At 45.8% G+C, this 23,932-nt stretch carries 27 protein-coding genes; 13 read left to right on the top strand and 14 right to left on the bottom strand.

Going from position 1 to position 23,932, the window contains the following annotated elements:
* Window positions 1–6: 6 nt before the first annotated feature.
* Genes feoB through AM279_RS14920 form a run of 4 tightly spaced genes read left to right on the top strand, consistent with a single transcriptional unit; the run spans window position 7 to window position 3,662 of the window.
* Window positions 7–2,112, top strand: coding sequence for a ferrous iron transport protein B (gene feoB / locus AM279_RS14935; protein WP_054408833.1), 2,106 nt, complete (start codon window positions 7–9; stop codon window positions 2,110–2,112).
* A gap of 10 nt (window positions 2,113–2,122) precedes the next feature.
* Window positions 2,123–2,944, top strand: a complete 822-nt coding sequence (locus AM279_RS14930; protein WP_054408832.1) for a hypothetical protein — start codon at window positions 2,123–2,125, stop codon at window positions 2,942–2,944.
* Window positions 2,944–3,066, top strand: a complete 123-nt coding sequence (locus AM279_RS14925; protein WP_074961682.1) for a FeoB-associated Cys-rich membrane protein — start codon at window positions 2,944–2,946, stop codon at window positions 3,064–3,066. Before AM279_RS14930 ends, AM279_RS14925 begins: the two co-directional genes overlap by 1 nt.
* Before the next feature lie 11 nt (window positions 3,067–3,077).
* Window positions 3,078–3,662 (top strand): Fic/DOC family protein, encoded by a 585-nt coding sequence (locus AM279_RS14920; RefSeq protein WP_054410357.1) that lies wholly within the window; start codon window positions 3,078–3,080, stop codon window positions 3,660–3,662.
* Between the two features lie 244 nt (window positions 3,663–3,906).
* Here AM279_RS14920 and AM279_RS14910 read toward each other — a convergent pair whose 3' ends face one another.
* The 6 genes from AM279_RS14910 to AM279_RS14885 form a co-directional block, all read right to left on the bottom strand.
* On the bottom strand, window positions 3,907–4,338 hold the full coding sequence (locus AM279_RS14910; protein ID WP_054408830.1) for a VOC family protein: 432 nt from the start codon (window positions 4,336–4,338) through the stop codon (window positions 3,907–3,909).
* Window positions 4,339–4,467: 129 nt separating this feature from the next.
* The gene (locus AM279_RS14905; RefSeq protein ID WP_054408829.1) at window positions 4,468–4,926 is read right to left on the bottom strand and encodes a hypothetical protein; all 459 of its coding nucleotides are present in this window, start codon (window positions 4,924–4,926) and stop codon (window positions 4,468–4,470) included.
* 65 nt (window positions 4,927–4,991) lie between these two features.
* Entirely contained in the window at window positions 4,992–5,723 is a 732-nt protein-coding gene (locus AM279_RS14900) for a hypothetical protein (protein ID WP_054408828.1), read from the bottom strand.
* Between the two features lie 135 nt (window positions 5,724–5,858).
* The gene (gene mfd, locus AM279_RS14895; protein ID WP_394331221.1) at window positions 5,859–9,203 is read right to left on the bottom strand and encodes a transcription-repair coupling factor; all 3,345 of its coding nucleotides are present in this window, start codon (window positions 9,201–9,203) and stop codon (window positions 5,859–5,861) included.
* A gap of 33 nt (window positions 9,204–9,236) precedes the next feature.
* Entirely contained in the window at window positions 9,237–9,956 is a 720-nt protein-coding gene (locus AM279_RS14890; RefSeq protein ID WP_143090440.1) for a hypothetical protein, read from the bottom strand.
* Between the two features lie 20 nt (window positions 9,957–9,976).
* Complete coding sequence (locus tag AM279_RS14885; protein WP_054408825.1) at window positions 9,977–10,774, bottom strand: NAD(P)H-binding protein; 798 nt, start codon at window positions 10,772–10,774, stop codon at window positions 9,977–9,979.
* A 344-nt stretch (window positions 10,775–11,118) separates the two neighbouring features.
* Between AM279_RS14885 and AM279_RS14880 the strand changes: the two genes are divergently transcribed.
* A complete protein-coding gene (locus AM279_RS14880) occupies window positions 11,119–11,400 on the top strand; it encodes a hypothetical protein (protein ID WP_054408824.1) in 282 nt (93 codons plus the stop codon).
* 105 nt (window positions 11,401–11,505) lie between these two features.
* A complete protein-coding gene (locus AM279_RS14875; protein ID WP_054408823.1) occupies window positions 11,506–11,685 on the top strand; it encodes a hypothetical protein in 180 nt (59 codons plus the stop codon).
* 26 nt (window positions 11,686–11,711) lie between these two features.
* On the opposite strand, the gene AM279_RS14870 is transcribed toward AM279_RS14875, so the two are convergent.
* Window positions 11,712–12,845 carry an OmpA family protein gene (locus AM279_RS14870; protein ID WP_082344241.1) on the bottom strand — a complete coding sequence of 378 codons (1,134 nt, stop codon included), beginning with the start codon at window positions 12,843–12,845 and terminating at the stop codon, window positions 11,712–11,714.
* A gap of 183 nt (window positions 12,846–13,028) precedes the next feature.
* Here AM279_RS14870 and AM279_RS14865 point away from each other — a divergent pair, with 183 nt between their 5' ends.
* The 5 genes from AM279_RS14865 to AM279_RS14845 all read left to right on the top strand — a co-directional run bounded on the left by AM279_RS14865 (window position 13,029) and on the right by AM279_RS14845 (window position 17,209).
* Window positions 13,029–13,262, top strand: coding sequence for a hypothetical protein (locus tag AM279_RS14865; protein WP_054408821.1), 234 nt, complete (start codon window positions 13,029–13,031; stop codon window positions 13,260–13,262).
* Window positions 13,250–13,561: a type II toxin-antitoxin system RelE/ParE family toxin gene (locus AM279_RS21055; protein WP_054408820.1), complete on the top strand. Its 312-nt coding sequence runs from the start codon at window positions 13,250–13,252 to the stop codon at window positions 13,559–13,561. The genes AM279_RS14865 and AM279_RS21055 overlap by 13 nt, the downstream gene beginning before the upstream one ends.
* A gap of 411 nt (window positions 13,562–13,972) precedes the next feature.
* Window positions 13,973–16,108, top strand: coding sequence for a methionine--tRNA ligase (metG, locus tag AM279_RS14855; RefSeq protein WP_054408819.1), 2,136 nt, complete (start codon window positions 13,973–13,975; stop codon window positions 16,106–16,108).
* Between the two features lie 68 nt (window positions 16,109–16,176).
* A complete protein-coding gene (locus AM279_RS14850) occupies window positions 16,177–16,494 on the top strand; it encodes a hypothetical protein (RefSeq protein WP_054408818.1) in 318 nt (105 codons plus the stop codon).
* Window positions 16,495–16,576: 82 nt separating this feature from the next.
* Entirely contained in the window at window positions 16,577–17,209 is a 633-nt protein-coding gene (locus AM279_RS14845) for a chloramphenicol acetyltransferase (protein WP_054408817.1), read from the top strand.
* Between the two features lie 92 nt (window positions 17,210–17,301).
* Here AM279_RS14845 and AM279_RS14840 read toward each other — a convergent pair whose 3' ends face one another.
* Entirely contained in the window at window positions 17,302–18,126 is an 825-nt protein-coding gene (locus AM279_RS14840; protein WP_054408816.1) for a winged helix-turn-helix domain-containing protein, read from the bottom strand.
* A 142-nt stretch (window positions 18,127–18,268) separates the two neighbouring features.
* Here AM279_RS14840 and AM279_RS14835 point away from each other — a divergent pair, with 142 nt between their 5' ends.
* A complete protein-coding gene (locus AM279_RS14835) occupies window positions 18,269–18,487 on the top strand; it encodes a DoxX family membrane protein (RefSeq protein ID WP_054408815.1) in 219 nt (72 codons plus the stop codon).
* A 26-nt stretch (window positions 18,488–18,513) separates the two neighbouring features.
* Window positions 18,514–18,705 (top strand): hypothetical protein, encoded by a 192-nt coding sequence (locus tag AM279_RS14830; RefSeq protein WP_054408814.1) that lies wholly within the window; start codon window positions 18,514–18,516, stop codon window positions 18,703–18,705.
* Window positions 18,706–18,829: 124 nt separating this feature from the next.
* On the opposite strand, the gene AM279_RS14825 is transcribed toward AM279_RS14830, so the two are convergent.
* The 6 genes from AM279_RS14825 to AM279_RS14800 form a co-directional block, all read right to left on the bottom strand.
* On the bottom strand, window positions 18,830–19,729 hold the full coding sequence (locus AM279_RS14825; RefSeq protein ID WP_054408813.1) for a histone deacetylase family protein: 900 nt from the start codon (window positions 19,727–19,729) through the stop codon (window positions 18,830–18,832).
* A gap of 153 nt (window positions 19,730–19,882) precedes the next feature.
* Window positions 19,883–20,659, bottom strand: a complete 777-nt coding sequence (locus AM279_RS14820) for an enoyl-CoA hydratase/isomerase family protein (protein ID WP_054408812.1) — start codon at window positions 20,657–20,659, stop codon at window positions 19,883–19,885.
* 11 nt (window positions 20,660–20,670) lie between these two features.
* On the bottom strand, window positions 20,671–22,179 hold the full coding sequence (locus AM279_RS14815; protein WP_054408811.1) for an ATP-binding protein: 1,509 nt from the start codon (window positions 22,177–22,179) through the stop codon (window positions 20,671–20,673).
* A 3-nt stretch (window positions 22,180–22,182) separates the two neighbouring features.
* Window positions 22,183–22,734 carry a CopD family protein gene (locus AM279_RS14810; protein WP_054408810.1) on the bottom strand — a complete coding sequence of 184 codons (552 nt, stop codon included), beginning with the start codon at window positions 22,732–22,734 and terminating at the stop codon, window positions 22,183–22,185.
* A gap of 8 nt (window positions 22,735–22,742) precedes the next feature.
* The gene (locus AM279_RS14805) at window positions 22,743–23,198 is read right to left on the bottom strand and encodes a hypothetical protein (protein ID WP_143090441.1); all 456 of its coding nucleotides are present in this window, start codon (window positions 23,196–23,198) and stop codon (window positions 22,743–22,745) included.
* A 12-nt stretch (window positions 23,199–23,210) separates the two neighbouring features.
* Window positions 23,211–23,906: a hypothetical protein gene (locus tag AM279_RS14800; RefSeq protein WP_143090442.1), complete on the bottom strand. Its 696-nt coding sequence runs from the start codon at window positions 23,904–23,906 to the stop codon at window positions 23,211–23,213.
* Window positions 23,907–23,932: the final 26 nt, after the last annotated feature.

Below are 23,932 nucleotides of genomic sequence, written 5' to 3'. Positions count from 1 at the left end.
TATTTAATGGCCGGTTCTACAATTAAAATAGCCCTTATAGGCAACCCTAACGTAGGGAAAACATCAGTATTTAACCAGTTAACGGGGCTTAACCAGCAGGTGGGCAACTACCCCGGTATTACTGTAGAACGCAAGGCCGGCACCTGCAAACTACCCAACAACATTAAAGGCGCCGTGCTCGACCTGCCCGGCACTTACAGCCTCAACGCCAGCTCTATGGATGAGAATGTGGTGATTGAGCTGCTGATGAACAAAAACGACAAGGATTTCCCGGATGTGGCCGTTGTGGTTACCGAGGTGGAAAACCTAAAGCGCAACCTGTTGCTTTTTACCCAGATAAAAGACCTTGAAATACCCACCATACTCGTAATTAACATGAGCGACCGTATGGAAAAAAAGGGCATTACCCTGGATGTGCCTTATCTTGAAGAGCACCTTAAAACCCGCATTGCACTGGTAAGCTCGCGCAAGGGTACCGGCATGGACCACCTTAAGGACCTTATTGTAAACTACACCCATCTTAATACAGAGCCCTGCCTTAATGCATCGTCTATAGACCCGGAGTATTTTGGCAGCCTGCGCAAAACCTTTCCGCAGCAGCTGCTGTACAAGCTGTGGCTGGTAATTACACAAGATGCCAACTTTGGCATTATAGACATGAAGGAGCTTCAGGGCACTTCATTCACCAAAACAAAGTCGGAGCTAAAGCGCCTGCAACAAAAGGAAACCGTAAAGCGCTACCAGTTTATTAACGACACCCTTAAGATAGGCCAAACCATAGATACAACGGCTGCAAAAGACCTCCGCGCAAAGCTGGACAGGGTGCTAACCCACCAGGTGTGGGGCTATGCCATTTTCTTTTGTGTACTGATGCTTATTTTCCAGTCGATTTTTTCGTGGAGCAGCATACCCATGGACTGGATTGATGAAACCTTTGCCGGCCTGGCCACCTGGGTTCAGGACAGTATGCCACCCGGTAAGCTGACCGACCTTGTTGCGCAGGGTATTATTCCCGGAATAGGCGGCGTGGTAATATTTATACCCCAAATTGCCTTCCTGTTCCTGTTTATATCGTTACTTGAAGAATCAGGCTACATGAGCCGTGTGGTGTTTTTAATGGACCACATAATGAAACGCTTTGGCCTTAACGGAAAGAGCGTGGTGCCGCTTATATCGGGCACGGCCTGTGCCATACCGGCTATTATGGCAGCACGAAATATAGAAAACTGGCGCGAAAGGCTCATCACTATACTGGTTACACCGTTTACTACGTGTTCGGCCCGTTTGCCGGTGTATACCATACTTATTTCGCTTATAATACCCGAGCGTTATGTGCTGGGCATTTTTAACCTGCAGGGGCTTACGCTTATGCTGCTGTACATGCTGGGTTTTGCTATGGCTATACTTTCGGCATGGATATTAAACAAAGTATTAGACCGTAAATTCAAGACCTTTTTTGTGGCCGAAATGCCCAACTACAAAGTGCCTATGTTTAAAAACGTAGCCATTAACGTGCTTGAAAAAACAAAAGCGTTTGTGGTGGGTGCCGGTAAAATAATTTTGGCGCTGAGCATACTTATATGGTTCCTTGGCTCTCACGGTCCGGGTGATGATTTTAATAATGCCGAGGAAATTGTTACCGCCCAGCCCGAAAGCCAAAGCCTGCCTGAAAACGAACTTGCCGATAAAGTAGCCTCATACCAGCTTGAAAACAGCTACATAGGTATTATGGGCCACGCCATAGAGCCGGTTATAAAACCGCTGGGCTATGACTGGAAAATAGGCATTGCCATAGTATCGTCTTTCGCAGCTCGTGAGGTATTTGTGGGCACACTGGCCACCATTTACAACATAGGCAGCTCAGGCGAGGACGAGAACACCATACGCAGCCGTATGGAAGCCGAAATTAACCCGGTTACTAAAGAAAAAACCTTCAATTTTGCAACAGGGGCATCATTATTGCTGTTTTATGCTTTAGCAATGCAGTGTATTAGCACACTTGCCATTGTAAAGAAAGAAACCAACTCCTGGAAATGGCCTGTGGTGCAGCTTGTGTTTATGAGCGGTATTGCTTACCTGGCATCGCTTATTGCCTTCCAGCTGTTACAGTAAAAATCGCCTTATGAAGAAAACCCTGCTGGCGGTGGCTTTGTGCTGCCTGCCCTACCTGATGGTTGCCCAAAACAAAATAGAAACTTCTAAAGAGACCCTGAACAGCAGTAAAAGCGATGACGATGACAACGATTCCGGCAATGAGATTGACGAAGAATCGATAGAAGGTACGCTGTTTTTTGCCTTTGTAGATTATGTGTTGATGGTGGGCTACTGGGGGGCTGTGGGCTATTATGACGAAGAACCGCACCTGAGCCGGAATGTACTTACCCACCACCCGTATCAATATACCGAAACGGGCAACTATTACCGCCCGTTTGAAGGCGACAGCCTTGTTAAAGATGCCTTTAGGTTTGATGTTAAAAACAAGTTTCTGTATGGTTATGGCGCGCTATATGGCAACCACCTTGAGGCTAAAATAAGGCCGTGGCGCTATTTTTACTTTACTACTGATTACTATCAGATTCTGGAGAAACAAATAGGCGAAAATACACATGACAACCTCTCGGTTTTTTACTTTAACTTTGCATACGACCGTATTCGCCTTGAGCGTTTTAACCTGGGCTGGACGCTGGGTGCAGGCTTTGTGGGCAGCGGTGTAAACCGGGCCGGTATAAGCTACGGCCTTAACGCCGAATATTTTTTTAAGAAGCGCATAAGCCTTGCTGCGGGTGCTACGTTTTCTCATATAAATAAAGAGCGCGTGCACGCTTATGAGGCAGAGATTAAACGCCACAGTAAAAATTTCTTTTTATCGCTGGGGTTTGAGCACCTTGAAATTGCAGGGCCTAATTATAACTTTGTGTCCCTTGGGGCCGGATTTTATTTTTAATGGATATACAACAAATTATAGCATATGCAATTGTAGCCGTAGCAGCTGCCTGGCTGGTTAAGAAGTTTTTCTTTAAAAAGAAAAAGAAAGCCGGCTGTGGCGATGACTGCGGTTGCCATTGAACAGCCTGATTATGAATAAGTATGCATCAGACCCAAATGAGCAGGAAATACTGCCAAATTTGTTAAACTTAAAAACTGAGCAAGAAATTGCACAGGCAGAGCTTAACGGGTTTATATATGCTGAAGCGGTTTTATATGACGAACTCACAACATCTACCGTTTTCAATACCGGTTACATCTGTAAAATTCATACGCTTATTTTTGGCCATCTCTATTCATTTGCCGGAAAATACAGGCAGGTAAACATCAGCAAGGCAGGATTTTCATTTCCTCCTGCAAGATTTCTTGAGGCCAGCATGGCAGAATTTGACAAAGATATATTTAATAAGCTTCCACGCATTTATAATTCAAAAGAGGAATTGATAATAAATGTTGCCAAAGTGCATGGAGAACTATTGTTTATTCACCCCTTTAGAGAAGGAAATGGCAGGGCAAGCAGGCTATTGGCCAACTTAATGGTTCAGCAACAGGGCTATGATGATTTAAAATTCGAAAAAATTAATGATGGCCTTTTTGAAACATATATAGAGGCTGTTCAAAAATGTGGATTGAAAAAATATGAGTTGATGCAGGAAGTTATCTCGACTCTGCTTTAAGCCTTTGTTTTGCTTTCTCAATAGCAATACGCATCATGTCATCTGACACATCTATATTTTCTATTTTAAAAGTAGCAATAGCAGACCGCGACATCTGTTCTACAGACCTCGACTCTCCAAAACGCTTATATAAAGGTTCTTTTTTCACAATCCAAATATACTGATTTTTAACCACTTTTGCAAGTATGGTTCACGCAATCGCCGCCATAGCAATAAAATATTCAGCAGCTAAGCGGCTCAGTAGCTAAGACGCTTTATAGTCAAAACTCACCATCCATTCAATGCCATACTTATCACGGAACATGGCAAAGTAAGAACCCCACGGGCTGTCCTGTATGGGCATTTCTACGGTTCCGCCGGCTGAAAGCGCGTTGTATAGCTTGTCGGCCTCTTCTTTACTATCGGCTGCTATAGATATTTTGCTGCGGTTTTCGGCCTCGTTTACCGTGCCCATAAACGAAGGGACATCGCTGCCCATCAATACGCTGTTGGCCGATACGGGCAACGAAATGTGCATGATTTTGTTGGCTTCTTCCTCTGGTAATGCGGGCTCAGGGTTTGGGAAATCTTTAAAGCGTACCAGCGACAAAAATTCGCCGCCAAAGGCCGCTTTGTAAAAATTGAATGCTTCTTCGGCATTGCCGTTAAAGTGGATGTAAGGGTTTAATTGTGCCATGGTTAGGTTTTGTTTTTATAAAGGTAGGGGAAATAAGTTTATGATGAACTTCTTTCTTAACTGGCGCGAGCCTCTGGCTCGTGCTTTACCATGAGCGCACGAGCCAGAGGCTCGCGCCAGCGGGGGAATTTATCCCCATCCCGGACCCAGTTTTTCTTCAGGCTCAGGCTCAATTACAGTAAGATGATTCAGCAACATGGGGTCTTCTTTTTTAAGTATGCGTTTGTGCATATCTAACAAAATAGTAAGTATAAAAATACTGCCTTCGTTATCAGCATCTTTAGCTATTATCAGCCTTTTAAGAGCACGTTGCGCAGCCATCCAAAAGAAATCCCGGTTTTGGGGTGCAAAGCTCCTCAAATCAAAATTAAACATAATACTTTCCTCGCCCCTTATAAACCCGCCATAGCCGTTGATTTCATCGCCTTCTTCATCACGAAAAACAAATGGTTCAAGATATTCGTAAAATGCTTTAGCCCCTCTTATATGCTGTAGCTCATCAGTAATAAGCAAAAGCATATGAGCCATCCAAGACCATTTTCTTGAATAGCAGCGCCCATCTTCCAATGTCCAGAATGCTGATGCCATTTTGTGTTATAATTATGCTATTCTTAAAAATGATCGGATTATGTTTTACTCAGCTATGAGAGTGATCAATTTATTACTTTATCGTTTAACGACTCGTAAATAAGTTTTTGACCTAACGATTCTATAGAACCCTTTCCCCGTTGGAAACATTCAGAAAGCAGGTCTAAATCATTGGTGTATTTTAAAGCCTTACTTAAAAGTTCTTTTTCCTTTTCAGACCAGGACTCATATGCCCTCGCATAATTTTTTCTCGAATTTTGAACGTATTCAGACAGGTTTTCTGTCTTTAGTACACCAATCTCATTTATTTTTTCTTTGAGCTGATTTATTGCATTCTCTGTTAACCTATTAAATCTTTCTTTCTGAAAAAAATCAATTTCTCTGTATGCTTCATCTTTGTTTTTGCCCAATCCATTTTCGCCAAGATATTCAGAGAAAAAATCTATCAGTTGTCCTTGTGTATATACATCACTATATTTCTTGTAAAAGCTATTTTTTATTATTGTAGAGTCTTTAAACTTTTTTGTTCCCAGAAAAAAACCTACCAAATTATTAATAGTTAAGCTTATTGACTTTTCCCTGAAAACATTTGTTACATATTCAATTTCTTCAGACTGAATATCGATGTTACTTTTACTTATAAAAGTTTCTTTTTTAAGTAATTCAATAGCAACCTGTAATGCCCTGATTACATCGCGCTCATTAAGTATGCTTTCGTCTGCAACTATTTCACCGGTTTTAGGTGAACAGCCCGATGCTAAGGCTTCTAAAACTTGTAAAGCTTTGTCAAGATTCATGATTTGAGGAATTTTATTGGTATGTAAACCTACAAAAAATTCCTTAACAAAAAGATGGCCACGCTCCGTTCCTCTGCCCGCCACAACAGCATGTGAAAAAAGCTAAGAAGCTAAGCGGCTCAGTAACTCAGCAGCTTATTCAAACACCAACGTAAGCAAATCAAGTGCCCTCTTAACCGTCTTAACGTTCTCAAAGGTAAGCAACAGGCGCAGGCCGTTCTTGGTTTGCTTTTCCTTCATTTTGCCAAGGGTTGGGTGTTGTTGCACGAATTTGAGTACGCGGTAGAATGTACCGCTTTGGTAGTAGTCGCTTTGCTGATCGCCTACAAAGTAGCCCACCATTTTGCCCTGCTTTAATACCAGTTTTTCAAGGCCCATTTTTGTAGCCAGCCACTTAATGCGCATACTTGTCATAAGCGCCTGTGCCTCTTTAGGCAGCGGCCCGAAACGGTCTACCAACCGGGCTTCAAACGCTACAAGGTCGTCTTCGGTTTTAAGGGCGGCGAGGTCGTTATACAGGTTAAGGCGCTCGGTAATGTTGTTTACATACTCATCGGGGAACAGCAGCTCAAAGTCAGTATCAATCTGCAAATCTTTAACATATTCTTTCTCCTTGCCGGTTTCGCCCTCCACCTCATCATACAGGTCTTTAAACTCGTTTTCCTTAAGCTCGTCTATGGCCTCATTCATGATTTTCTGGTAGGTTTCAAAGCCAATTTCGTTAATGAAACCGCTTTGCTCACCACCCAGCAAATCGCCCGCACCGCGAATTTCAAGGTCTTTCATGGCAATGTTAAACCCGCTGCCCAGCTCGCTAAACTGCTCCAGGGCCTGTATGCGCTTACGGGCATCTTCGGTCATGGCGCTGTAGGGCGGGGTAATGAAATAACAGAACGCCTTTTTGTTGCTACGGCCCACACGCCCGCGCATCTGGTGCAGGTCAGACAGGCCAAAGTTATTGGCGTTGTTAATGTAAATCGTGTTGGCATTGGGCACATCAAGGCCGCTTTCTATAATGGTAGTCGCTACAAGCACATCAAATGCGCCGTCCATAAAGGCAAGCATTAATTCCTCCAGTTTTTTGCCGTCCATCTGGCCGTGACCTACGCCTATCTTGGCATGCGGCACCAACCTCTGAATCATACCGGCAACCTCTTTAATGTTCTCAATACGGTTGTGGATGAAGAATACCTGGCCCCCGCGTGAAATCTCGTAGGCCACGCCATCGCGGATAACCTCCTCGTTAAAACCTACCACCTGTGTTTCAATAGGGTATCGGTTGGGCGGCGGGGTGGTAATAACACTCAGGTCGCGCGCGGCCATGAGTGAGAATTGCAATGTCCTCGGAATAGGTGTTGCCGTAAGCGTAAGGGTATCTACGTTTTGCGAAATGGTCTTGAGCTTGTCCTTAACGTTTACGCCGAATTTCTGTTCTTCGTCGATGATAAGAAGCCCAAGGTCTTTAAACTGAACGTTCTTGTTTACCAGCTGGTGGGTGCCGATAAGGATATCTACCTTACCTTCTTCAAGTCCCTTAATGGTCTCGGCTTTTTGCTTTGCGGTGCGGAAACGGTTAAGGTAACTTACCGTAACCGGCATATCTTTTAAACGCTCGCTAAAGGTTTTGTAGTGCTGGAATGCAAGGATTGTAGTAGGCACCAGCACGGCCACCTGCTTGCCGTTATCTACGGCTTTAAACGCAGCACGAATGGCTACTTCGGTTTTACCGAAGCCCACATCGCCACACACCAGGCGGTCCATAGGGCGGTCGCTTTCCATATCGGCCTTTACATCGCGCGTGGCGGTAACCTGGTCCGGGGTGTCTTCATATATGAACGACGATTCCAGTTCGGCCTGCATGTAGCTGTCCGGCGCAAACCGGTGGCCCTTTTCCAGCCTGCGCTTGGCATACAGCTGGATAAGGTTAAAGGCAATGTGCTTAACGCGCGCCTTGGTTTTTTGTTTCAGGGCTTTCCAGGCGCCGCTGCCCAGCTTGTATATTTTGGGCGGAGCACCGTCTTTGCCGTTGTATTTAGATATTTTGTGCAGCGAGTGTATACTAACGTACACAATATCGTTTTCGGCGTAGACCAGCTTAATGGCTTCCTGGGTTTTGCCCTCAACCTGTATTTTTTGAAGGCCGCCAAACTTGCCTATGCCGTGGTCTATATGCGTTACATAATCGCCCACGCTAAGCGAGTTGAGCTCCTTAAGCGTAATCGTCTGTTTTTTGCTGTACCCGTTCTTGATGCTGAATTTGTGGTAGCGCTCAAAAATCTGGTGGTCAGTATAGCAGGCAAGCTGGTTTTCCTCGTCTATAAAGCCCTCATACAGGGGCGTAACAATGGTTTTATACTGCTTGCGGATGTTTTCGTGATTGGCCTCGTCAAGGCTTTCAAATATGTCGTGAAAGCGTTTTGCCTGGGCATCGTTGGCACAAAAAATATAGTTTTTGTAGCCGTTTGCGTGGTTGTCGTTCAGGTTGTTGAGCAGCAGGTCAAACTGCTTGTTGAACGACGGTTGCGGCTGTATGTAAAACTCAAAGCTTTTTTGCGTGCGGAACGTGGCCTGGCTACCCAGTTCTACCACGGTAAAATCGAGCGCTTTTTTAACAAAGGCCTGCTGGTTTACAAAGAGCTCATCGGGCGTGGCGTGCTTAATGTCTTTGCTCAGCTTGTCAAATGCCTCGTTTGCCTTGCGGTACAGGGTATCGAGCTGGGTAAGCAGGGCATCGGTATTTTGTATGAACAGTACGGTTTTTTCGTTGATATACTCCAGGAAGCCTTCGCGCTTTTCGTTCAGCAGCTTGTTCTCAAGATTGGGGATAACCGTGATTTTGTTCTTCTTTTCAAGCGAAAGCTGGCTGGCTACGTCAAAAGTACGGATGCTGTCTACCTCATTGCCAAAAAACTCCATACGGTAGGGGTTGTCATTACTGAACGAAAAAACGTCTACAATACCCCCGCGTACGCTGAACTCGCCGGGTTCGGTAACAAAATCCACACGGCGGAATTCGTACTCAAACAACACCTCGTTAATAAAATCTATCGAAACCTGGTCGCCCACCGCAACTTTAAGGGTGTTCTTGTCCAGCTCCTTACGGGTAACCACTTTTTCAAAAAGCGCTTCGGGGTACGACACTATTATGGCGGGCTTCTTGCGGCTGTTGATGCGGTTAAGCACCTCGGCACGCAGCAGCACACTGGCGTTATCAGTATCTTCTATCTGATAGGGGCGGCGGTAAGAACCGGGATAGAACAGCACATCGTCAGCTCCTACCAGTTGCTCGAGGTCGTTAAGGTAATAGGCGGCTTCTTCCTTATCTTTAAGGATGAGTAAAAAAGGCAATCCGCTTTCGCGGAAAAGCGGGTCAACCACAAAGCTTAACGACGAACCCAGCAGCCCCTTTACATGGAGCTTGTTTTCGCGCTGTTGCAGGGCCGCGGCTATTTGCTTTACCTTAGCCGAACCGGTGTATATGTTTACTATTTCTTCTTTCAAAACAAGGTGTAATTAGGGTGTTTGCCTGCCTGTTTGGTAACTGGGCTGTGCGGGCTGCCTGCGCGGTGGTGTGCCGGTAGCGGGCTGTGCCATAACATCGGGGTTTGCCATACGCACGGTATCGAGCGCACGGATCATTTCTTCCTCGCCCTGTTCTGTGCGAATCTGGCTGCGGCGCACCAGCTCGTCAAACTGCAGGAGCAGCAGGGCGCTTTCGCGGTTAATATCGGTTATAAGGGCTATAATCCGATCTGCCGGTATGTTGTTATCGGCATCAATAAACGTGCTTATAAGGCGCACCTTTGTAATAAGCACGCTTATACGGGTGCGCACAGCGGGGTTATCATACAGCGGCGGTATGTTGTTTAGCAGGCCTTCAGTACGGGTTACCATGGCCTTTGCCTTTTTGCGATAGGCATCGAGCCCGGCGGCGGGTTTTTGTGCCAGCTCTTTGGTGTAGAGCTTCCACTCCTGCCAGTTGGCCATTTGCCCGGCAGCAGCGGGTGTGGGCTGTGGTATATTAAACGCCCATTTGGCGCTTATGTCCTTAAAGGCATTGTTGTTTTTCTTGGTAATTTCCTTAATCTCGGCAGCGTGCTGTGCGGCGTCGTCCTGGCAGGAAAACAGCACACTTAACATGCCGAATAACAGTATGTGGCGCAGGTGTTTCATGGTGGTGCAATTGCAGTGCAAAGGTACAAATCCCGCGCCAAAGTTGTGCGGGTTATGCATACAGGTTTAACCGGGATTTTTTACACCTCGCCGCTAAGCCATACATTTAGCACAGCCTGGGTTTTATGTGCCTCTATAATTTTACCTACAGATGGCGCGCTGTGGTTAAATTTCGGCGGTTGAAGCCCAAATGCCTTTGCCTTTGCGGTGTAATATTCTTCACGCAGGGGGTGGTGGCTGTAGGCTGCTAAAAACACCTGCCCCCAGGCATTAGCCTCTACAACCCGAAACATGGCATAGGTAGCCATGGCGGTGCTTACAAGGTTTACCGGGGCCAGCGGGTTGTCTATGCCCTGGCGGCCTGCCAGCTGCTGCACGGGGTGGCGCAATTCGCTAAAAAGCCCGCTAAGGCGCAGTATGGTGGTTGTAAAAGCGGTAGTATTTTGCAGCACCTGTTCGGCTTCAAAAACCTGCCTGCCGCTTTCGGTTTGCGGGTTGGGCGGGGTTTCCTCGGTTATAACCGGAAACGGAAACGCATCGGCATAGACCGAAGTAGAGCTTACAAACAGCACTTTTGTAATGCCTGCCTGCACTATAAAGGGCACTAATGCCCGCATTTTATCGGGGTATGATATGGCTGACTCCTTAATTTTTGGCGGTATGTTGATGATAAGCGCTTCACTACCCTGCAAAAAACCGCCCAGGGTTTCGGGCTCGGGGTTTTCAAGGTTTACCAGGTAGGGCACAATGCCGCTATCCTGCAATATAGAAAGCTTGCCGGGTGTTGTGGTAGAGCCTTTTACGGCATAGCCACTCTTAACCAGCTGGCCGGCAACAAAATGGCCCAGCCTGCCGCACCCCAAAACCGATACCTGCATTGTTTGTTTTTTTTTAGCCTCTTAACTACTGAGCCACTTGGCTCCTTAGCTTTGAAATTGTAGTGGTGTTTCACAAAATTACACAAAGTTTTCGGGTTGTACCACAGCGCCTAACAGAGGAAACAGTGAAATACACAGACATTTTGATGTGGCCGCCTGCGGCAGGAAAGCACAGAGCCAACGCGCCCTGCCGGGTTTTGCAGGGAACCTTTGCTAAACTTTACAGGAAACTAAACCGGGAACACCTTATTTTACGCATAAAACACTTTCTGTAACATGATAAATATCATGTGTTTAGCTGGGTGTGCGGTGTAATTTTACCTCATAATTAAACACTTAAGGTTATGAGCACTTATCAAAATTTACTAAACACATATAAAAGCGGTTATTACGGGTTTACAACCATGAGCGTAATGGTACAAAGCTGCCTGGGCGGCCTTACCGCAATGTTTATATTAATGAACGGCGTAACGCCCGTGCAAATGGTACAGCTGTTTTTTACGGTAGTATTATGTTCGGGGTTTAACGGCGCCGTACTGGCACAGCAGCCTCCTAAGCTGGTATTTAACCTGCTTATAGCAAGCGTGGTGATTAACACGCTGCTGCTTATTGTTAATGTGGTGTAACCCACCAATCTTCTTCTTCTTCTTCTGCAAAAGCAAGGGCTCCCGTTTGTACAGGAGCCCTTGTTGTTTATCTTTGCCACATAAGAAAACTTAGATTAAAGCATTATGAAGAAAGCAATCATTATTGGGATACTTACCGTAGTCTTTTTAAAGATAGCCTATAATGTGTATTCTTTTGTAAGCGATACCGCCCATACGGGTATTGAAAGCCTGTTGCGTTATGCGCTGATTGTTTCTATATTTCTGGCATTAACGGCGTTGCCCGGCAAAGAAAAAGCTTCATAAAAACAATAGTATGTGAATAGCTTTTGCTATGAAAACTGCCTTGAAAGCCACGCCCAAAAGCCGGTTTTCTTTTTCTGCAACGTGCTTTTATTCATAACATAATAATCATTATCAAGTGCATCCTGCTTATAGGTGCAACGGTCCAGCCTGAAGGTAACGGTTTTTTTCTGCCCGGGCAGCCACCCTTTAAAATTGAGGTTTTGGGTTTTGGTTTTCCTGTTTACGGTAAACACATACAGCGTATCGTTAAGCTTTGCCGAAAAGCCCACCCTGCCGCGTGGCCCGCCTATGTTTACATTGTTAAACCCGTAGGCCTTATCGGTATGCACATATATCTTTTTGTATTCTACAGACATTGGCGTGCCGCTTGTAAAGTTGGTGGGCTTGTCGAGGTTTACCCAGCACCAACTGTAGTCGCCTACAGGTACTTTCAGGGTATAATACCTGCCTTTAGGGTCTTTCTCAATTTTAATATCAGAATTTCTCCACCTCACACCATCACGCCCCTGTTCGCCCAGCCACACAGTCATATCGGGGTCGGTTGCCTCTTCAATAGGAATCATAACGGTGTAATAGCCGTCATCGCTGCCGCCCTGTATGGCTACCATGCCAAAGGTTTTAAGGATATTATTGTTTATATCAATGCCATACATATTGTTCCTTAGCATTTGCCCCGCCGAAAGGCTGGAATTAACCACAAGGTTGCTCCGGCCATAAAAGTCAGCGGCAATAACGGTAACACCTTCGGCGGTTGTAATGTTTTTTGTATAGAGTTCCTGGTAGCCGCAAACCTCCAGGCTTTTTACTTTTATGGTTACGCGGCGCTTTTGGGCATCGGTAGTGCCGGCGGGCCAGGTGCTGAGGCGCTGGCTGTTAACCCGGGTAATAAGGGTGGGGTTAACCTGTTTGAGGTAGGCTTCAACGGCTCGGGCACGCTTAAGCGCCAGGGTATCGTTATAGGCAGAAGCGCCGGTGTCATCAGTAAAGCCCTGTATTTCCAGGTTTGGGCTCTGGTAGTATTTAAGGTCTTTAAAGTCGTTGTCGAGCGCGGTTTTGGCATTGGCCGTAAGGGCATAGCTGTCAAAATCAAAATAAACGGCAACATCCTGGGCACGGGCCACACCGCACAGCATCAGGGCAATAAGGAGTAATGTTCTCATAATGGTGGTATTTTTAGGGAAAGATGCAGGCGGGGGTGTGGAGGGTTGGAAAGGGAGGTAAAGTTTTAGCTTCGCTCAGTTCGGCTTTTGCCTCGGGTAAGTCGCAGTCGCAGTTTACAGGGACAATGGTTACAACTAAATAAAATTTATGTAACTTCGTTATACTTATCAAACAATGATGCCATGACCGCTTTAGAAAATATTAAAAACAGTTTGATTGACAGGATACTGGCCACGCAAAACGAGCGCTTGCTACAGGCAATCAGTACCATTTTTGAAACTTCAGCCTCAGAAGAAACTGTTGGGCTTTCATCTGAACAAATTGAAATGCTTGCCATGAGCGATGACGATATTGTTAATGGCAGGGTAATATCTGAAGAAGATTTAAAGGCATCTGACCCTGAATGGCTACAATAACCATTGCCTGGACCCAAACTGCCATAAGGCAACGTAACCTTGTTTTTGAATATTGGAACGAACGCAACCAGAGTTACGCCTATTCAAGAAAATTGTATGCGAAAATTAATGAACGTACTAAAATTCTGAAACAAAATCCCGAGATAGGTAAAATCACAGTTTATCAAAATACAAGGGTATTATCATTAGGACACTACAGCATTTTTTACAGGATAGAAAACACCAAAATTTTTATTACCGGTTTTTGGGATAACCGCCAAAATCCTGGTAAGCTTTTAAAAGCATTATCGCCATTTTAATATTTCACTCCATAGGGTAAGTAAAATCCCGGTTTTTTGGTAGTTCAAAAAGTCATAATCCAAAAGTGAACTATCAAACAAAAACGAATTACCAAATGGCCCAATTTTCAAATTACCAAAAAGTAATATTTCACACCGTAGAGGGGGTGCAAGACCGGAATGGCAAAAAATGGCAAAAAACGGTAAAAAACACCCAAAAAAGTGCTTTTTTAAGCGAATCCAAACTCCAATTGTGAAATATTAGGCACTTTTTGAGGTGGAAACAGCCAAAAGACTATCAAAAGTACCCTCAAAAAAGACACTTTTTAGCAGAAAGTGAAAAATTAAAACCCCTCAGAACCTAAGAAACTTAGTACCTCAGTACCTTCCCGAAATTTTCGTAACTTTGGGCTCTTAAAATCTCAAAGAAGAATGTTACAAGACCCGAAACGCTATACCGTTACCGCAGCATTGCCTTATACTAACGGCCCCATACACATAGGCCACCTGGCCGGGGTTTACGTTCCTGCCGATATTTACAGCCGCTACCTGAGGCTTCAGGGGCGCGATGTAGCCTTTATCTGCGGCAGCGATGAGCACGGCGTAGCCATATCTATGAAAGCCAAAAAAGAGGGCATTACCCCCCAGCAGGTTATAGATAAGTACCACAGTATCATTAAGTCAAGCTTTCAGGACTTTGGTATTTCGTTTGATAATTATTCGCGTACATCGGCTAAAATACACCACGATACGGCGTCGGAATTCTTCAAAAAACTGTATAACGACGGCAAGTTTATAGAGGAAGTTACCGAGCAGCTGTATGACGAAAAGGCTGAACAGTTTCTTGCAGATCGCTTTGTTACAGGCACTTGCCCCAAGTGTGGCAACGAAAGTGCTTATGGCGACCAGTGCGAAAACTGCGGCACATCGCTTAACGCAACCGACCTAATTAATCCAAAAAGTACCATAACCGGCACAACGCCAACACTTAAGAGCACAAAACACTGGTTCCTTCCGCTTGACCAGTATGATGCATTCCTGCGTGAATGGATTTTAGAAGGCCACAAAAACGACTGGAAACCAAATGTTTACGGTCAGGTAAAATCTTGGCTGGAAGACGGCCTGAAGCCACGCGCCGTTACGCGCGACTTGGATTGGGGTATTCCCGTACCGGTTGAAGGCGCCGAAGGCAAGGTGCTATATGTGTGGTTTGACGCGCCAATTGGTTATATATCAAGCACTAAGGAATGGGCTGAGCGCGAAGGTAAAGATTGGGAACCCTACTGGAAAAGCGACGATACCAAGCTGTTGCACTTCATTGGCAAGGACAATATTGTGTTTCACTGCGTGATATTCCCGGCCATGCTAAAGGCGGAGGGCAGCTACATTATGCCGGACAATGTGCCTGCAAATGAGTTCCTTAACCTTGAGGGCAATAAACTTTCAACCTCTAAAAACTGGGCGGTTTGGCTTAACGAATACCTGGAAGATTTCCCGGGGCAGCAGGATGTACTGCGCTATTCGCTAACGGCCACAGCGCCAGAAACTAAGGATAACGATTTTACCTGGAAAGATTTCCAGGCACGCAATAATAATGAGTTAGTGGCCATTTTTGGTAACTTCATTAACCGTGTGGTGGTGCTTACCAACAAATACTACAACGGCGAAGTGCCTGTGCCCAATGACTTTACAGATGTTGATAACGCCACGCTGACTGAAATGCGCGCCTACCCGGCCGTGATTGCCAGCAGTATAGAACGCTACCGTTTCCGTGAGGCTCTGGTAGAGCTTATGAACCTTGCCCGTTTGGGTAACAAGTACTTAGCCGACGAGGAGCCGTGGAAGATGATTAAAGAAAACCCGGAGCGTGTAAAAACGCAAATGTTTGTGGCTCTGCAAATTGCAACATCTCTTGCCGTATTGAGCGAGCCATTCCTGCCGTTTACCGCCGCCAAACTTAAAGACATCCTGAAGCTTGACCCAAGGCCGGAAGCCGTTATTGCAATGGGTGTTGTAGATGAAACACTTAGCTTTAACGATGCTGCCCGTACCCCGCAAACACTGGGCTGGAACGATATTGCCGTTACGCAAAACCTGTTGGTTCCCGGCCATGTTATAGGCCAGGCCGAGCTGCTGTTTGCCAAGATTGAAGATGAAACCATACAAAAACAGGTCGACAAGCTGGAGGCTACAAAAACAGCAAACAAGGCTGAAAATAAGGTAGTTACGCCACAAAAGGACCTGATTCAGTATGATGATTTTGCCAAAATGGACATCCGTACCGGTACTATTATAGAGGCTGAAAAGATGCCAAAAGCCAACAAACTGCTTGTGCTTAAGGTAGATACAGGCATAGATGTGCGCACCATAGTAAGCGGTATTGCTGAGAGCTTTACCCCACAAGAGGTTGTAGGTAAGCGTGTTACGGTACTGGTTAACCTTGCGCCCCGCAACCTGCGCGGCGTTGAGAGCCAGGGCATGATACTCATGACACAGCAGCCTGATGGCAAGCTGGTATTCCTAAATCCTGATGTTGAGGGTGTTGGGAATGGTGAGGTTATAAGTTAATAATCTGACACATAGAACACTATAAAAATGAGGCTTGAAGGCCTCATTTTTTGTTTATCTTTAACCTAATGAAAAAACAACACTTCCTCTTTGGCATTGCCATCATTATACTCATAGCCGTATTGGCCGACCTTTACCTGTGGTTTGTGGCTGCCGGTAACAGCCCTGATGATTTTGAATATGCCCGTGCCCAGTATTTGTATAACTACCCTGAGTCGCTGCGCAACGCGCGGTGGCTTACGGCCTTTAGCATATTACTGCTCACGGCAAGCGGCTTTATCTTTCTCAACCTGCGCAACAGCAACCGTGGGTTAAGGGTAGCGGCATCAGTAATGGGGCTGGTGTGCGCCGTGCTGCTTATTTGGAAGATCTTCTCGCTCATGTAGTCGGCCTCTACTCTTTCGACTTTAAGACTTTCGACATTTGACTTAATGGAGTATCTTTGTCCGTCAATCAAAAATCAAAACAATGCCCGTTAAGTTAGACCTTACCACCTGGCCCCGAAAGGAACATTTTGAGTTTTTCAGCCGTTTTGAAGAACCGTTCTTTGGCCTTGTAGCCACTATAGACTGCACAAAAGGCTATGCCGCTGCCAAAGAGGCCGGTGTGCCGTTTTCGTTATACTACCTGCACAAAACCCTTGCCGCCGTTAACGGTATAGAGGCGTTTTGCTACCGCATAAAAGACGGCGAGGTATGGCTGCATGAGCAGGTAGACGTATCCAGCACCGTAATGCGGGACGATACCACCTTTGGCTTTTCGTTCATGGAATACTACCCTGATTTACACACTTTTGTTGCCGGCGCACAGGCAGAGATTGCCCGCGTGCAAAACACCCCGGGGCTTATAACCCGTACATTTGATATGGATAATATCATCCACTTTTCGGCCATACCGTGGATTGATTTTACATCGCTGTCGCACGCCCGCAGCTTTACGTTTCCGGATAGTTGCCCCAAGGTTTCGATAGGTAAAATGACGGTAAATGAAGCAGGTAAACGCACCATGCCCGTATCATTACACGTGCACCACGGCCTTATGGACGGCTACCACACCGGCCTGTTTTATGAAGCCCTGCAACGGGAAATGGACGGGGAATAAAAGTCAGAAATTAGAAGTTAGAAATTAGATTGAGCTTCACTCAAACCATTCGCCACTTGTAGAAAACGCTTAATAGGGGCAGGTTCAACCTGTCATTCAACCACCAGTTTGTACCCCCGCCCGTGTATGCTTACAAGCTGTACACCGGGTTCGGGCTGTAGCTTTTTGCGAAGCTTGGAGATAAACATATCAAGGCTGCGGCCTACAATAACGCCTTCGTCTTCCCACACTTCTTTTTGCAGGCGTTCCCTCGGAATTTCCTCATTTATAGCCTGGGCAAAAATATGCAGTACGCGTGCCTCCTTTCCCGTAAGGGATATACTGTTGCCCTGCACCCTGAGTTTTTGCAGCTGCGGGTAAAATACTGCGGTGCCTATGGTTAAGCATTCTGCTTCAGTGGGGGAGCCAACCGGTTTCTTTTTGTAAAACCGCAGGCCTAAAAACAAAAACAGCGGCAGTACCCCCGCCGAAAGCCATGCCAGCTGGGTGTCCTGTTTTAAAGAGATACTAATGTAATAACAGCTTTTGGGCAGCGGGCGGCCCAGGCAGGGCAGGGTTTCGCCTTTTTCTATGGGTATGGCATAGGCATACTGCACGGCACCATCGGCACAGCCGTGTACTTCTACCACATATCCGCTTGGCAGCAGCCCGGCTTTTTCCTGTTTTGCAACAATATCGGCCAGGGCATCGGGGTTAAGGGCAATGGGCTTTTCAAAATGTATTTCAAACGCTCCGGGAGCCGTTTCTTTTATGGGGAGGATGCGCGATGTAGTGTCGCCACCCGTTAGCAGCAGTTCATGGCCTATGGTGCGCAGGGCAACCGCCTGTTCTTTAGGGGGTGCAGTATGGCCCGCCGCCACAAAAGCACTGAGCGATACCACCGCACAGGCGAGGATTATATAGATGTATTTAACCATGCCTAAAAGTACAATTTTACACGTTTTTACAAGTGCCCTTTTGCAGATTTTACATTTGTTTACAATCGTTTTACAGGCTTTTACCTGCCTTATTACCAGGTGCTTTTAGTTTTGCGGCAATAACCAAATACATTCACTGTTTATGAATTCAAAAATCTTTACTGCAAAACCGGCCTGGGCAGAGGGCATTGCCATTATGCGTGTTTTTACCGGAATCCTTATCATTAAATTCGGGTGGGAAATGTTTAACCAGCCCCTCATGGCAGATTATGCCCGTTTTCTTACAGAACAGCACTTTCCTGCACCAAAACTAAGCGCTTACCTGGCCAAGGTAGCCGAACTGGCCGGGGTATCTTTTTAATCCTGGGGCTGTTTACCAGGCTTATCGTGTGGCCGCTTATCCTTACCATGATGGTTATTATCTGGTTTACCTCGGGCGGCAATTTCTTCAACGGGGGTATGTGCGCCTGCTTTACCCTGCTATTTTTGCTGTTCTTTTTTGCCGGCCCCGGCAGGTGGAGCCTGGATTATGTGCTGTTTGAAAGGGGAAAGAAAATTAGAAGCCAGGAATTAGATTAAACTTCGCTCAAACCTGCGCTATTTTGGGTCAGGCAAAAACGCTGTGGATGCTCAATATAGCGGGAAACACGTTCATTTGTCCCTACAGAATTTGTGCTTACTTTTTGAAGTATTTCCTTAAAAATCAATACACGCCCCGCGCTACCCTGTAGGTATTGGCGTGTGCCTCTATAATAACTTTTATATCGGGGCTGTAGCCGCCGCCCATGCTGCACTGCACCGGTATGCCCAGCTTGTGGCACAGGTTAAACACAAGGGCATCGCGCTGTTTACAACCGTTTAGGGTGCAGCCCAGTTTACCCAGCTTATCGGTAGCCAGTATATCTACCCCGCTCAGGTAAAAGATAAAATCAGGCTTTTCGGCATCAATCAGTTTGGGGAGGGTTTCCTCAATTATGGCAAGGTATTCGGCATCGCCAGTCCCATCTTTAAGGGCAATATCAAGGCTTGACGTTTCTTTCTTAAACGGATAATTCGTTTGCCCGTGTACCGAAAAGGTAAACACCCCGCTATCATTGGCAAAAATCTCGGCAGTGCCGTTACCCTGGTGCACATCAAGGTCTACAATAAGTATCTTTTTGGCCAGGTTGTTGTTTAAAAGGTAGCGTGCTGCAATAGCCTGGTCGTTCAGCAGGCAAAAAGCCTCGCCGTGGGTGCTGTAGGCATGATGTGTACCCCCTGCAATGTTAAAGGCAATGCCCGTTTGCAGTGCCATTTCTGCACCCGTAATAGTGCCCTGTGCAATGCGCAGCTCCCGCTCTACCAATGCCGCCGAAAGCGGAAAACCCGTTTTCCGTGCCGCACGCGGGTTAAGCGTAAGGTTGAGTAAATCATCAACATAGCCTTTATCGTGCACCGCCAGTACAGGAGCCAAATCAGGTATGCCGGGGCTGAAGAAATCGGCCTGTACAGCCGTACCTTCATACAGCAGCTGCTGGGGCAGCAACTCATATTTTACCATAGGGAAACGATGCCCCTCCGGCAATGGGTGTTTGTATATGGGGTGGTAGGCTATGGGGAACATGGTTTACTATAAAGATGCAGTTTGTCATTGCGAGCGCAGCGCAGCGGAGAAATCTTTAAAACACACCCCTACCCCTCTCAAGAGGGGATAGCTTCACTCGTGCCTTTAAAAGATTCTTCGACTCCGCTGCGCTACGCTCAGAATGACAAAAAATTATTTCCCCGGGAACTCAGCCTTCCTCTTTTCAAGAAAAGCAGTTGTTCCCTCTTTAAAGTCTTCAGTGCCAAATGCCTCGCCAAAGCCCCTTATCTCTTCGTTATAGCCGTCAATAGTATAGCCTGCATTAACGGCCTTAATGGCTTTGCTAATGGCAACAGGGCTGTTTTTTATAATTTTTGCGGCAATGCCTTTAGTAAAGTCCAGCAACTCTGCCTGTGGCACCACATGGTTTACAAGCCCCCATGCCTTAGCATCTTCGGCACCTACCATACCGGCAGTCATAATCATTTCAAATGCGCGGCCTTTGCCTATAAGCTGCGGCAGGCGCTGTGTGCCCCCGTATCCCGGGATTACACCCAATGACACCTCCGGAAGGCCCATCTTTGCATTATCGCTCGCTACACGGAAATGGCACGCCATAGCCAGCTCAAGGCCTCCGCCAAGGGCAAAACCGTTAACGGCAGCAATAACAGGCGTGCCCAGGTTTTGCACCAGGTCAAACAGCAGGGTTTGCCCCAGGGCGGCCAGTTTTTCGCCTTCTTCAACACTAAAATTGGCAAATTCGGCAATATCGGCGCCGGCTACAAAAGCCTTTTCGCCCGTACCGGTAATAATTATGGCCTTAACGTATGTATTGGCATCATAGGCCTTAATAGCATCGTGAAGCTCGGTAATAGTAGCCCTGTTTAAGGCATTAAGTTTTGTGGGGCGGTTTATGGTAATAACCCCTATGTTATCTTCGGCGGTTGCCGTAATGTTTTCGTAAGCCATTTTAAATATATTTAGTTGTTTGGTTCTTCGTTATGCTCGGGCAGGTCTATAATGGTAATGGGCAATGATACCGTAAACATGGTGCCCACACCCGGCGTGCTCTCAAAGCTTATGGTGCCGTGGTAGTTTTCTACAATGTTTTTTATAATACCAAGGCCAAGCCCCATGCCGCTGCTTTTGGTGGTAAACTTAGGTTCAAAAATACGGCTTTTATCTTCAACGCTTATACCCTTACCGTTGTCTTTAACAGTGATTTTAGCACGGTCGCCCTGGCGGAAAACGTGCACCACTACCCGTGGGTGTGGCTGGTATTCATCCATTGCCTGTGTGGCGTTTTTAACCAGATTGGTAATGATACGTATAAGCTGTGTGCGGTCCATACGGGTTACAATGCGGGTTTCCTCCGTTTGGAACGTAATGTAAGGCTCATTGAAAATTTCCAGCGCCAGCTGCACGATTTTTACCACGTTAAGCGTCTCGTTTTGCTGTGCCGGCATACTGGCAAAGCTACTAAATGCCGATGCCACCGATGTCATAGTGTCTATCTGCTGTATTAATGTGGCGCTGTATTCTTTCAGCTTGGCTTTAATATTAGGGTCGGCCGGATCAAACTTGCGCTCAAAGCTCTGTACCGTAAGGCGCATGGGTGTAAGTGGGTTCTTAATTTCGTGGGCTACCTGTTTGGCCATTTCCCGCCAGGCTTCCTCGCGCTCTTTCTGGGCCAGCAGGGCAGCGCTTTCATCAAGGTCGTCTACCAGGTTGTTGTAGGCATCTACCAGCAGGCTTATTTCCTGCGGGCTGTCGCCCAGGTCTATCTTTTCGTTTACCTCATTAAGGCGGGTTTCCTTAATGCGGTCGGTAATTTCTTTAATGGATTTGGTAATGTAGCTCGACAAAAAGTAGGCTATAACCACAGATATGAGCAGCATGAACGAATACACCTGCCCAAAGCGGATAAGGAAATTGTTGAGCTCTTTATCATAATAGCCGTCGTCTTCCATGTGGGGCAGGTTGAGTATACCCAGCGGTTTAAACTTCGTGTCTTTTATATAGCTGTAGCTTGCGCGGAACTTTTTACCGTCGGCCTGCGTGCTTACGTTTACAAAGCGCTTTTCGGCAGTAGAGCGTATAATCCGCAGTATATTGGGCGGAATGTTCTGGTTTACGGTATCTATACTAAAGGCCGCCTTGCTGGATTTAAGCAGGTGCCCGTTAAGGTCATACAAATTAATTTCGGTACCCTGAATGTTAGCCAGCTCGTGTATGCGTTCGCGGAAAATAAGCGGGAGGTTCTCAGTATTTAGCGGGTAAGTTGTAGTAGCAAGAATGTAGCTTATGTGCTCTTTAATAGAGTTTTCCTTGCGTTCCAGACGGTCTTCGTGATATTCCTTTGCCTCCTTCTTAAACTGGTAAACCGATACCAATGCCACTAAAAACGAGGCAATAAGGGTAATAAGGATAAGCGATAAAAATATCCTTAACCTTAGCGACCACCGTTTTATTTTAAATTTTTCTTTCAATACTTACGAGTTATTCCGTTCGCGGATGCGCTTGTAAAACTTATAGCCCAGCATAAGCAGTATGCTAAAGGCCATAATGCCCAGCACGCCATATATCCAGTTAATGGCATTTTTTAAAATTACCAAAAATACCACGGCAAACAAAATAAGTGTGGCGCCCTCGTTCCACAGGCGCATAAAACCGGTAGTGTGTTTTACCTCATCGCGCTGCAACTGCTTAAATATCTGGTGGCATTTGGCATGGTACAGGTACAGTAAAAACACAAAGCATAGCTTAACGTGCATCCACGGCTGGGTGAGCCACGCATTGCCCGTGGGCGTAAAAAACAGCATCCAGTAGGCAAAAATGCTTGCCAGTACGGCCGATGGCCATGTAATAATATACCACAGCCTGTAGCTCATAAGCTTGTACTGCTTTATAAGGATTTCCTTTTCGGGCGAGGGCTTGCTGTTAGCCTCTATGTGGTACACAAACAGCCGCACAATATAAAACAGCCCGGCAAACCAGGTTATTACAAATATTAAGTGCAGCGATTTTATATAGTTATAGTCCATTTGTTATTCTAATTTTCAACCTTAAGGATCATACTGGCAGGGGTTTCAATAATACGCCCACCAAAAGGGATTTTAACTTTAAGGTTAACCTCATTATCCTTAAGCGATTTTGGGATGAATTTGTATTCAAACATTGTCTTATTGCTGCTACCCACCTTGATTTCATCTTTGCCTTTTACTTCATAAATATCATATTTAGGCATCTCCATGGCATAGGGATGAAATACTACTTTGATATTATTTTCTTTTCCCACTTTTGCAATCTGCGCATCCGGAATACCTATCAGTATTTGCGACATAACAAACCGTTGCTCATAAAGAGATAGTGAATCGTTAAGAATCTTGTTTTGCTTAAGTAATTCAGCATTTTGTTTCTTTAAGCTCTCAATATCGGCTGCATCGTGTCTGTCGTCGCCACAACCTGCAAGGCTAATCAATAATATGGCAAAAAGAATGTTTTTCATGTAGTCCATTTCTTAAAACTGATACGCCAGCTTCAGCTCCATGTTAAAGTTAAAGCCAAAATAATTCCCTTCTTTCTCTAAATGGCTGTCCATCCCGAAAAGATCAAAATGGTCATCGTCATTATCATACCGTTCAGACGGACGGTTGTTTACAAAGTTATCATACTTTACATTGCGGTTTTTAAGGCCCACACCCATTTTTTGCCACAACATAAGCTTTGGGGTAAGGTAATACAGCACCCCATAATTAAGGTTAAAGCCTGTTTTTATCCTTTTATAATCGGCCGCATCATATTCATACCAGCGGCTTTCTGATTTATCACGATACTTGTCGGTTATAAACCGGTCGCGGTGATTTATGTAAAACACCTCAAGCGACACCGTGTGCTTTAGCTTGCCACGGTTGCGGATGTCATAATACAACTCAGGGCGCAGTTCAAACAAACGGTAATCACTACCTGTAACATCGCTGTCGCCCAGCGGTTCCTTTACAATATTTATACCATCGTTGCCATAGCCTGCCTCAAGGCCTGCCCACCAACGGCTGTTTAATTTGTGCACATAGCCCACACTATAACGCGGTGCAAGGCTTAGCGTAGGGCTTAGCAGGCTAAAGGTTATAATCGACTTTCGTTCTGTTTGAAGGCTGTCCTGTGCAAAGCTAAACATTGACACTAACAGGTTGATAATCAGGAAAATTCTTTTCATAGTATAGGTGGTTTTTTTGAATATAG

It is taken from the genome of Flavobacterium akiainvivens, assembly GCF_001278115.1.
In the GTDB taxonomy this organism is placed as follows: Bacteria; Bacteroidota; Bacteroidia; order Flavobacteriales; family Flavobacteriaceae; genus Flavobacterium; species Flavobacterium akiainvivens.
Note: the sequence above shows the minus strand (reverse complement) of the source record. Positions and strands in the feature narration are given on the sequence as shown.

Excerpts from the sequence above, each read along its gene's own strand:
- AM279_RS14870 (WP_082344241.1), bottom strand. The coding sequence starts at position 12,845 with ATGAGAACATTACTCCTTATTGCCCTGATGCTGTGCGGTGTGGCCCGT.
- AM279_RS14925 (WP_074961682.1), top strand. The coding sequence starts at position 2,944 with ATGGATATACAACAAATTATAGCATATGCAATTGTAGCCGTAGCAGCT.
- AM279_RS14825 (WP_054408813.1), bottom strand. The coding sequence starts at position 19,729 with ATGTTCCCCATAGCCTACCACCCCATATACAAACACCCATTGCCGGAG.
- AM279_RS14930 (WP_054408832.1), top strand. The coding sequence starts at position 2,123 with ATGAAGAAAACCCTGCTGGCGGTGGCTTTGTGCTGCCTGCCCTACCTG.
- AM279_RS14875 (WP_054408823.1), top strand. The coding sequence starts at position 11,506 with ATGAAGAAAGCAATCATTATTGGGATACTTACCGTAGTCTTTTTAAAG.
- AM279_RS14820 (WP_054408812.1), bottom strand. The coding sequence starts at position 20,659 with ATGGCTTACGAAAACATTACGGCAACCGCCGAAGATAACATAGGGGTT.
- AM279_RS14910 (WP_054408830.1), bottom strand. The coding sequence starts at position 4,338 with ATGGCACAATTAAACCCTTACATCCACTTTAACGGCAATGCCGAAGAA.
- AM279_RS14850 (WP_054408818.1), top strand. The coding sequence starts at position 16,177 with ATGAAAAAACAACACTTCCTCTTTGGCATTGCCATCATTATACTCATA.
- AM279_RS14835 (WP_054408815.1), top strand. The coding sequence starts at position 18,269 with ATGAATTCAAAAATCTTTACTGCAAAACCGGCCTGGGCAGAGGGCATT.
- AM279_RS14900 (WP_054408828.1), bottom strand. The coding sequence starts at position 5,723 with ATGAATCTTGACAAAGCTTTACAAGTTTTAGAAGCCTTAGCATCGGGC.
- metG (WP_054408819.1), top strand. The coding sequence starts at position 13,973 with ATGTTACAAGACCCGAAACGCTATACCGTTACCGCAGCATTGCCTTAT.
- AM279_RS14805 (WP_143090441.1), bottom strand. The coding sequence starts at position 23,198 with ATGAAAAACATTCTTTTTGCCATATTATTGATTAGCCTTGCAGGTTGT.
- AM279_RS14840 (WP_054408816.1), bottom strand. The coding sequence starts at position 18,126 with ATGGTTAAATACATCTATATAATCCTCGCCTGTGCGGTGGTATCGCTC.
- AM279_RS14845 (WP_054408817.1), top strand. The coding sequence starts at position 16,577 with ATGCCCGTTAAGTTAGACCTTACCACCTGGCCCCGAAAGGAACATTTT.
- AM279_RS14920 (WP_054410357.1), top strand. The coding sequence starts at position 3,078 with ATGAATAAGTATGCATCAGACCCAAATGAGCAGGAAATACTGCCAAAT.
- feoB (WP_054408833.1), top strand. The coding sequence starts at position 7 with ATGGCCGGTTCTACAATTAAAATAGCCCTTATAGGCAACCCTAACGTA.
- AM279_RS14905 (WP_054408829.1), bottom strand. The coding sequence starts at position 4,926 with ATGGCATCAGCATTCTGGACATTGGAAGATGGGCGCTGCTATTCAAGA.
- AM279_RS14890 (WP_143090440.1), bottom strand. The coding sequence starts at position 9,956 with ATGCATAACCCGCACAACTTTGGCGCGGGATTTGTACCTTTGCACTGC.
- AM279_RS14865 (WP_054408821.1), top strand. The coding sequence starts at position 13,029 with ATGACCGCTTTAGAAAATATTAAAAACAGTTTGATTGACAGGATACTG.
- AM279_RS14800 (WP_143090442.1), bottom strand. The coding sequence starts at position 23,906 with ATGAAAAGAATTTTCCTGATTATCAACCTGTTAGTGTCAATGTTTAGC.
- AM279_RS14880 (WP_054408824.1), top strand. The coding sequence starts at position 11,119 with ATGAGCACTTATCAAAATTTACTAAACACATATAAAAGCGGTTATTAC.
- AM279_RS14810 (WP_054408810.1), bottom strand. The coding sequence starts at position 22,734 with ATGGACTATAACTATATAAAATCGCTGCACTTAATATTTGTAATAACC.
- AM279_RS21055 (WP_054408820.1), top strand. The coding sequence starts at position 13,250 with ATGGCTACAATAACCATTGCCTGGACCCAAACTGCCATAAGGCAACGT.
- AM279_RS14885 (WP_054408825.1), bottom strand. The coding sequence starts at position 10,774 with ATGCAGGTATCGGTTTTGGGGTGCGGCAGGCTGGGCCATTTTGTTGCC.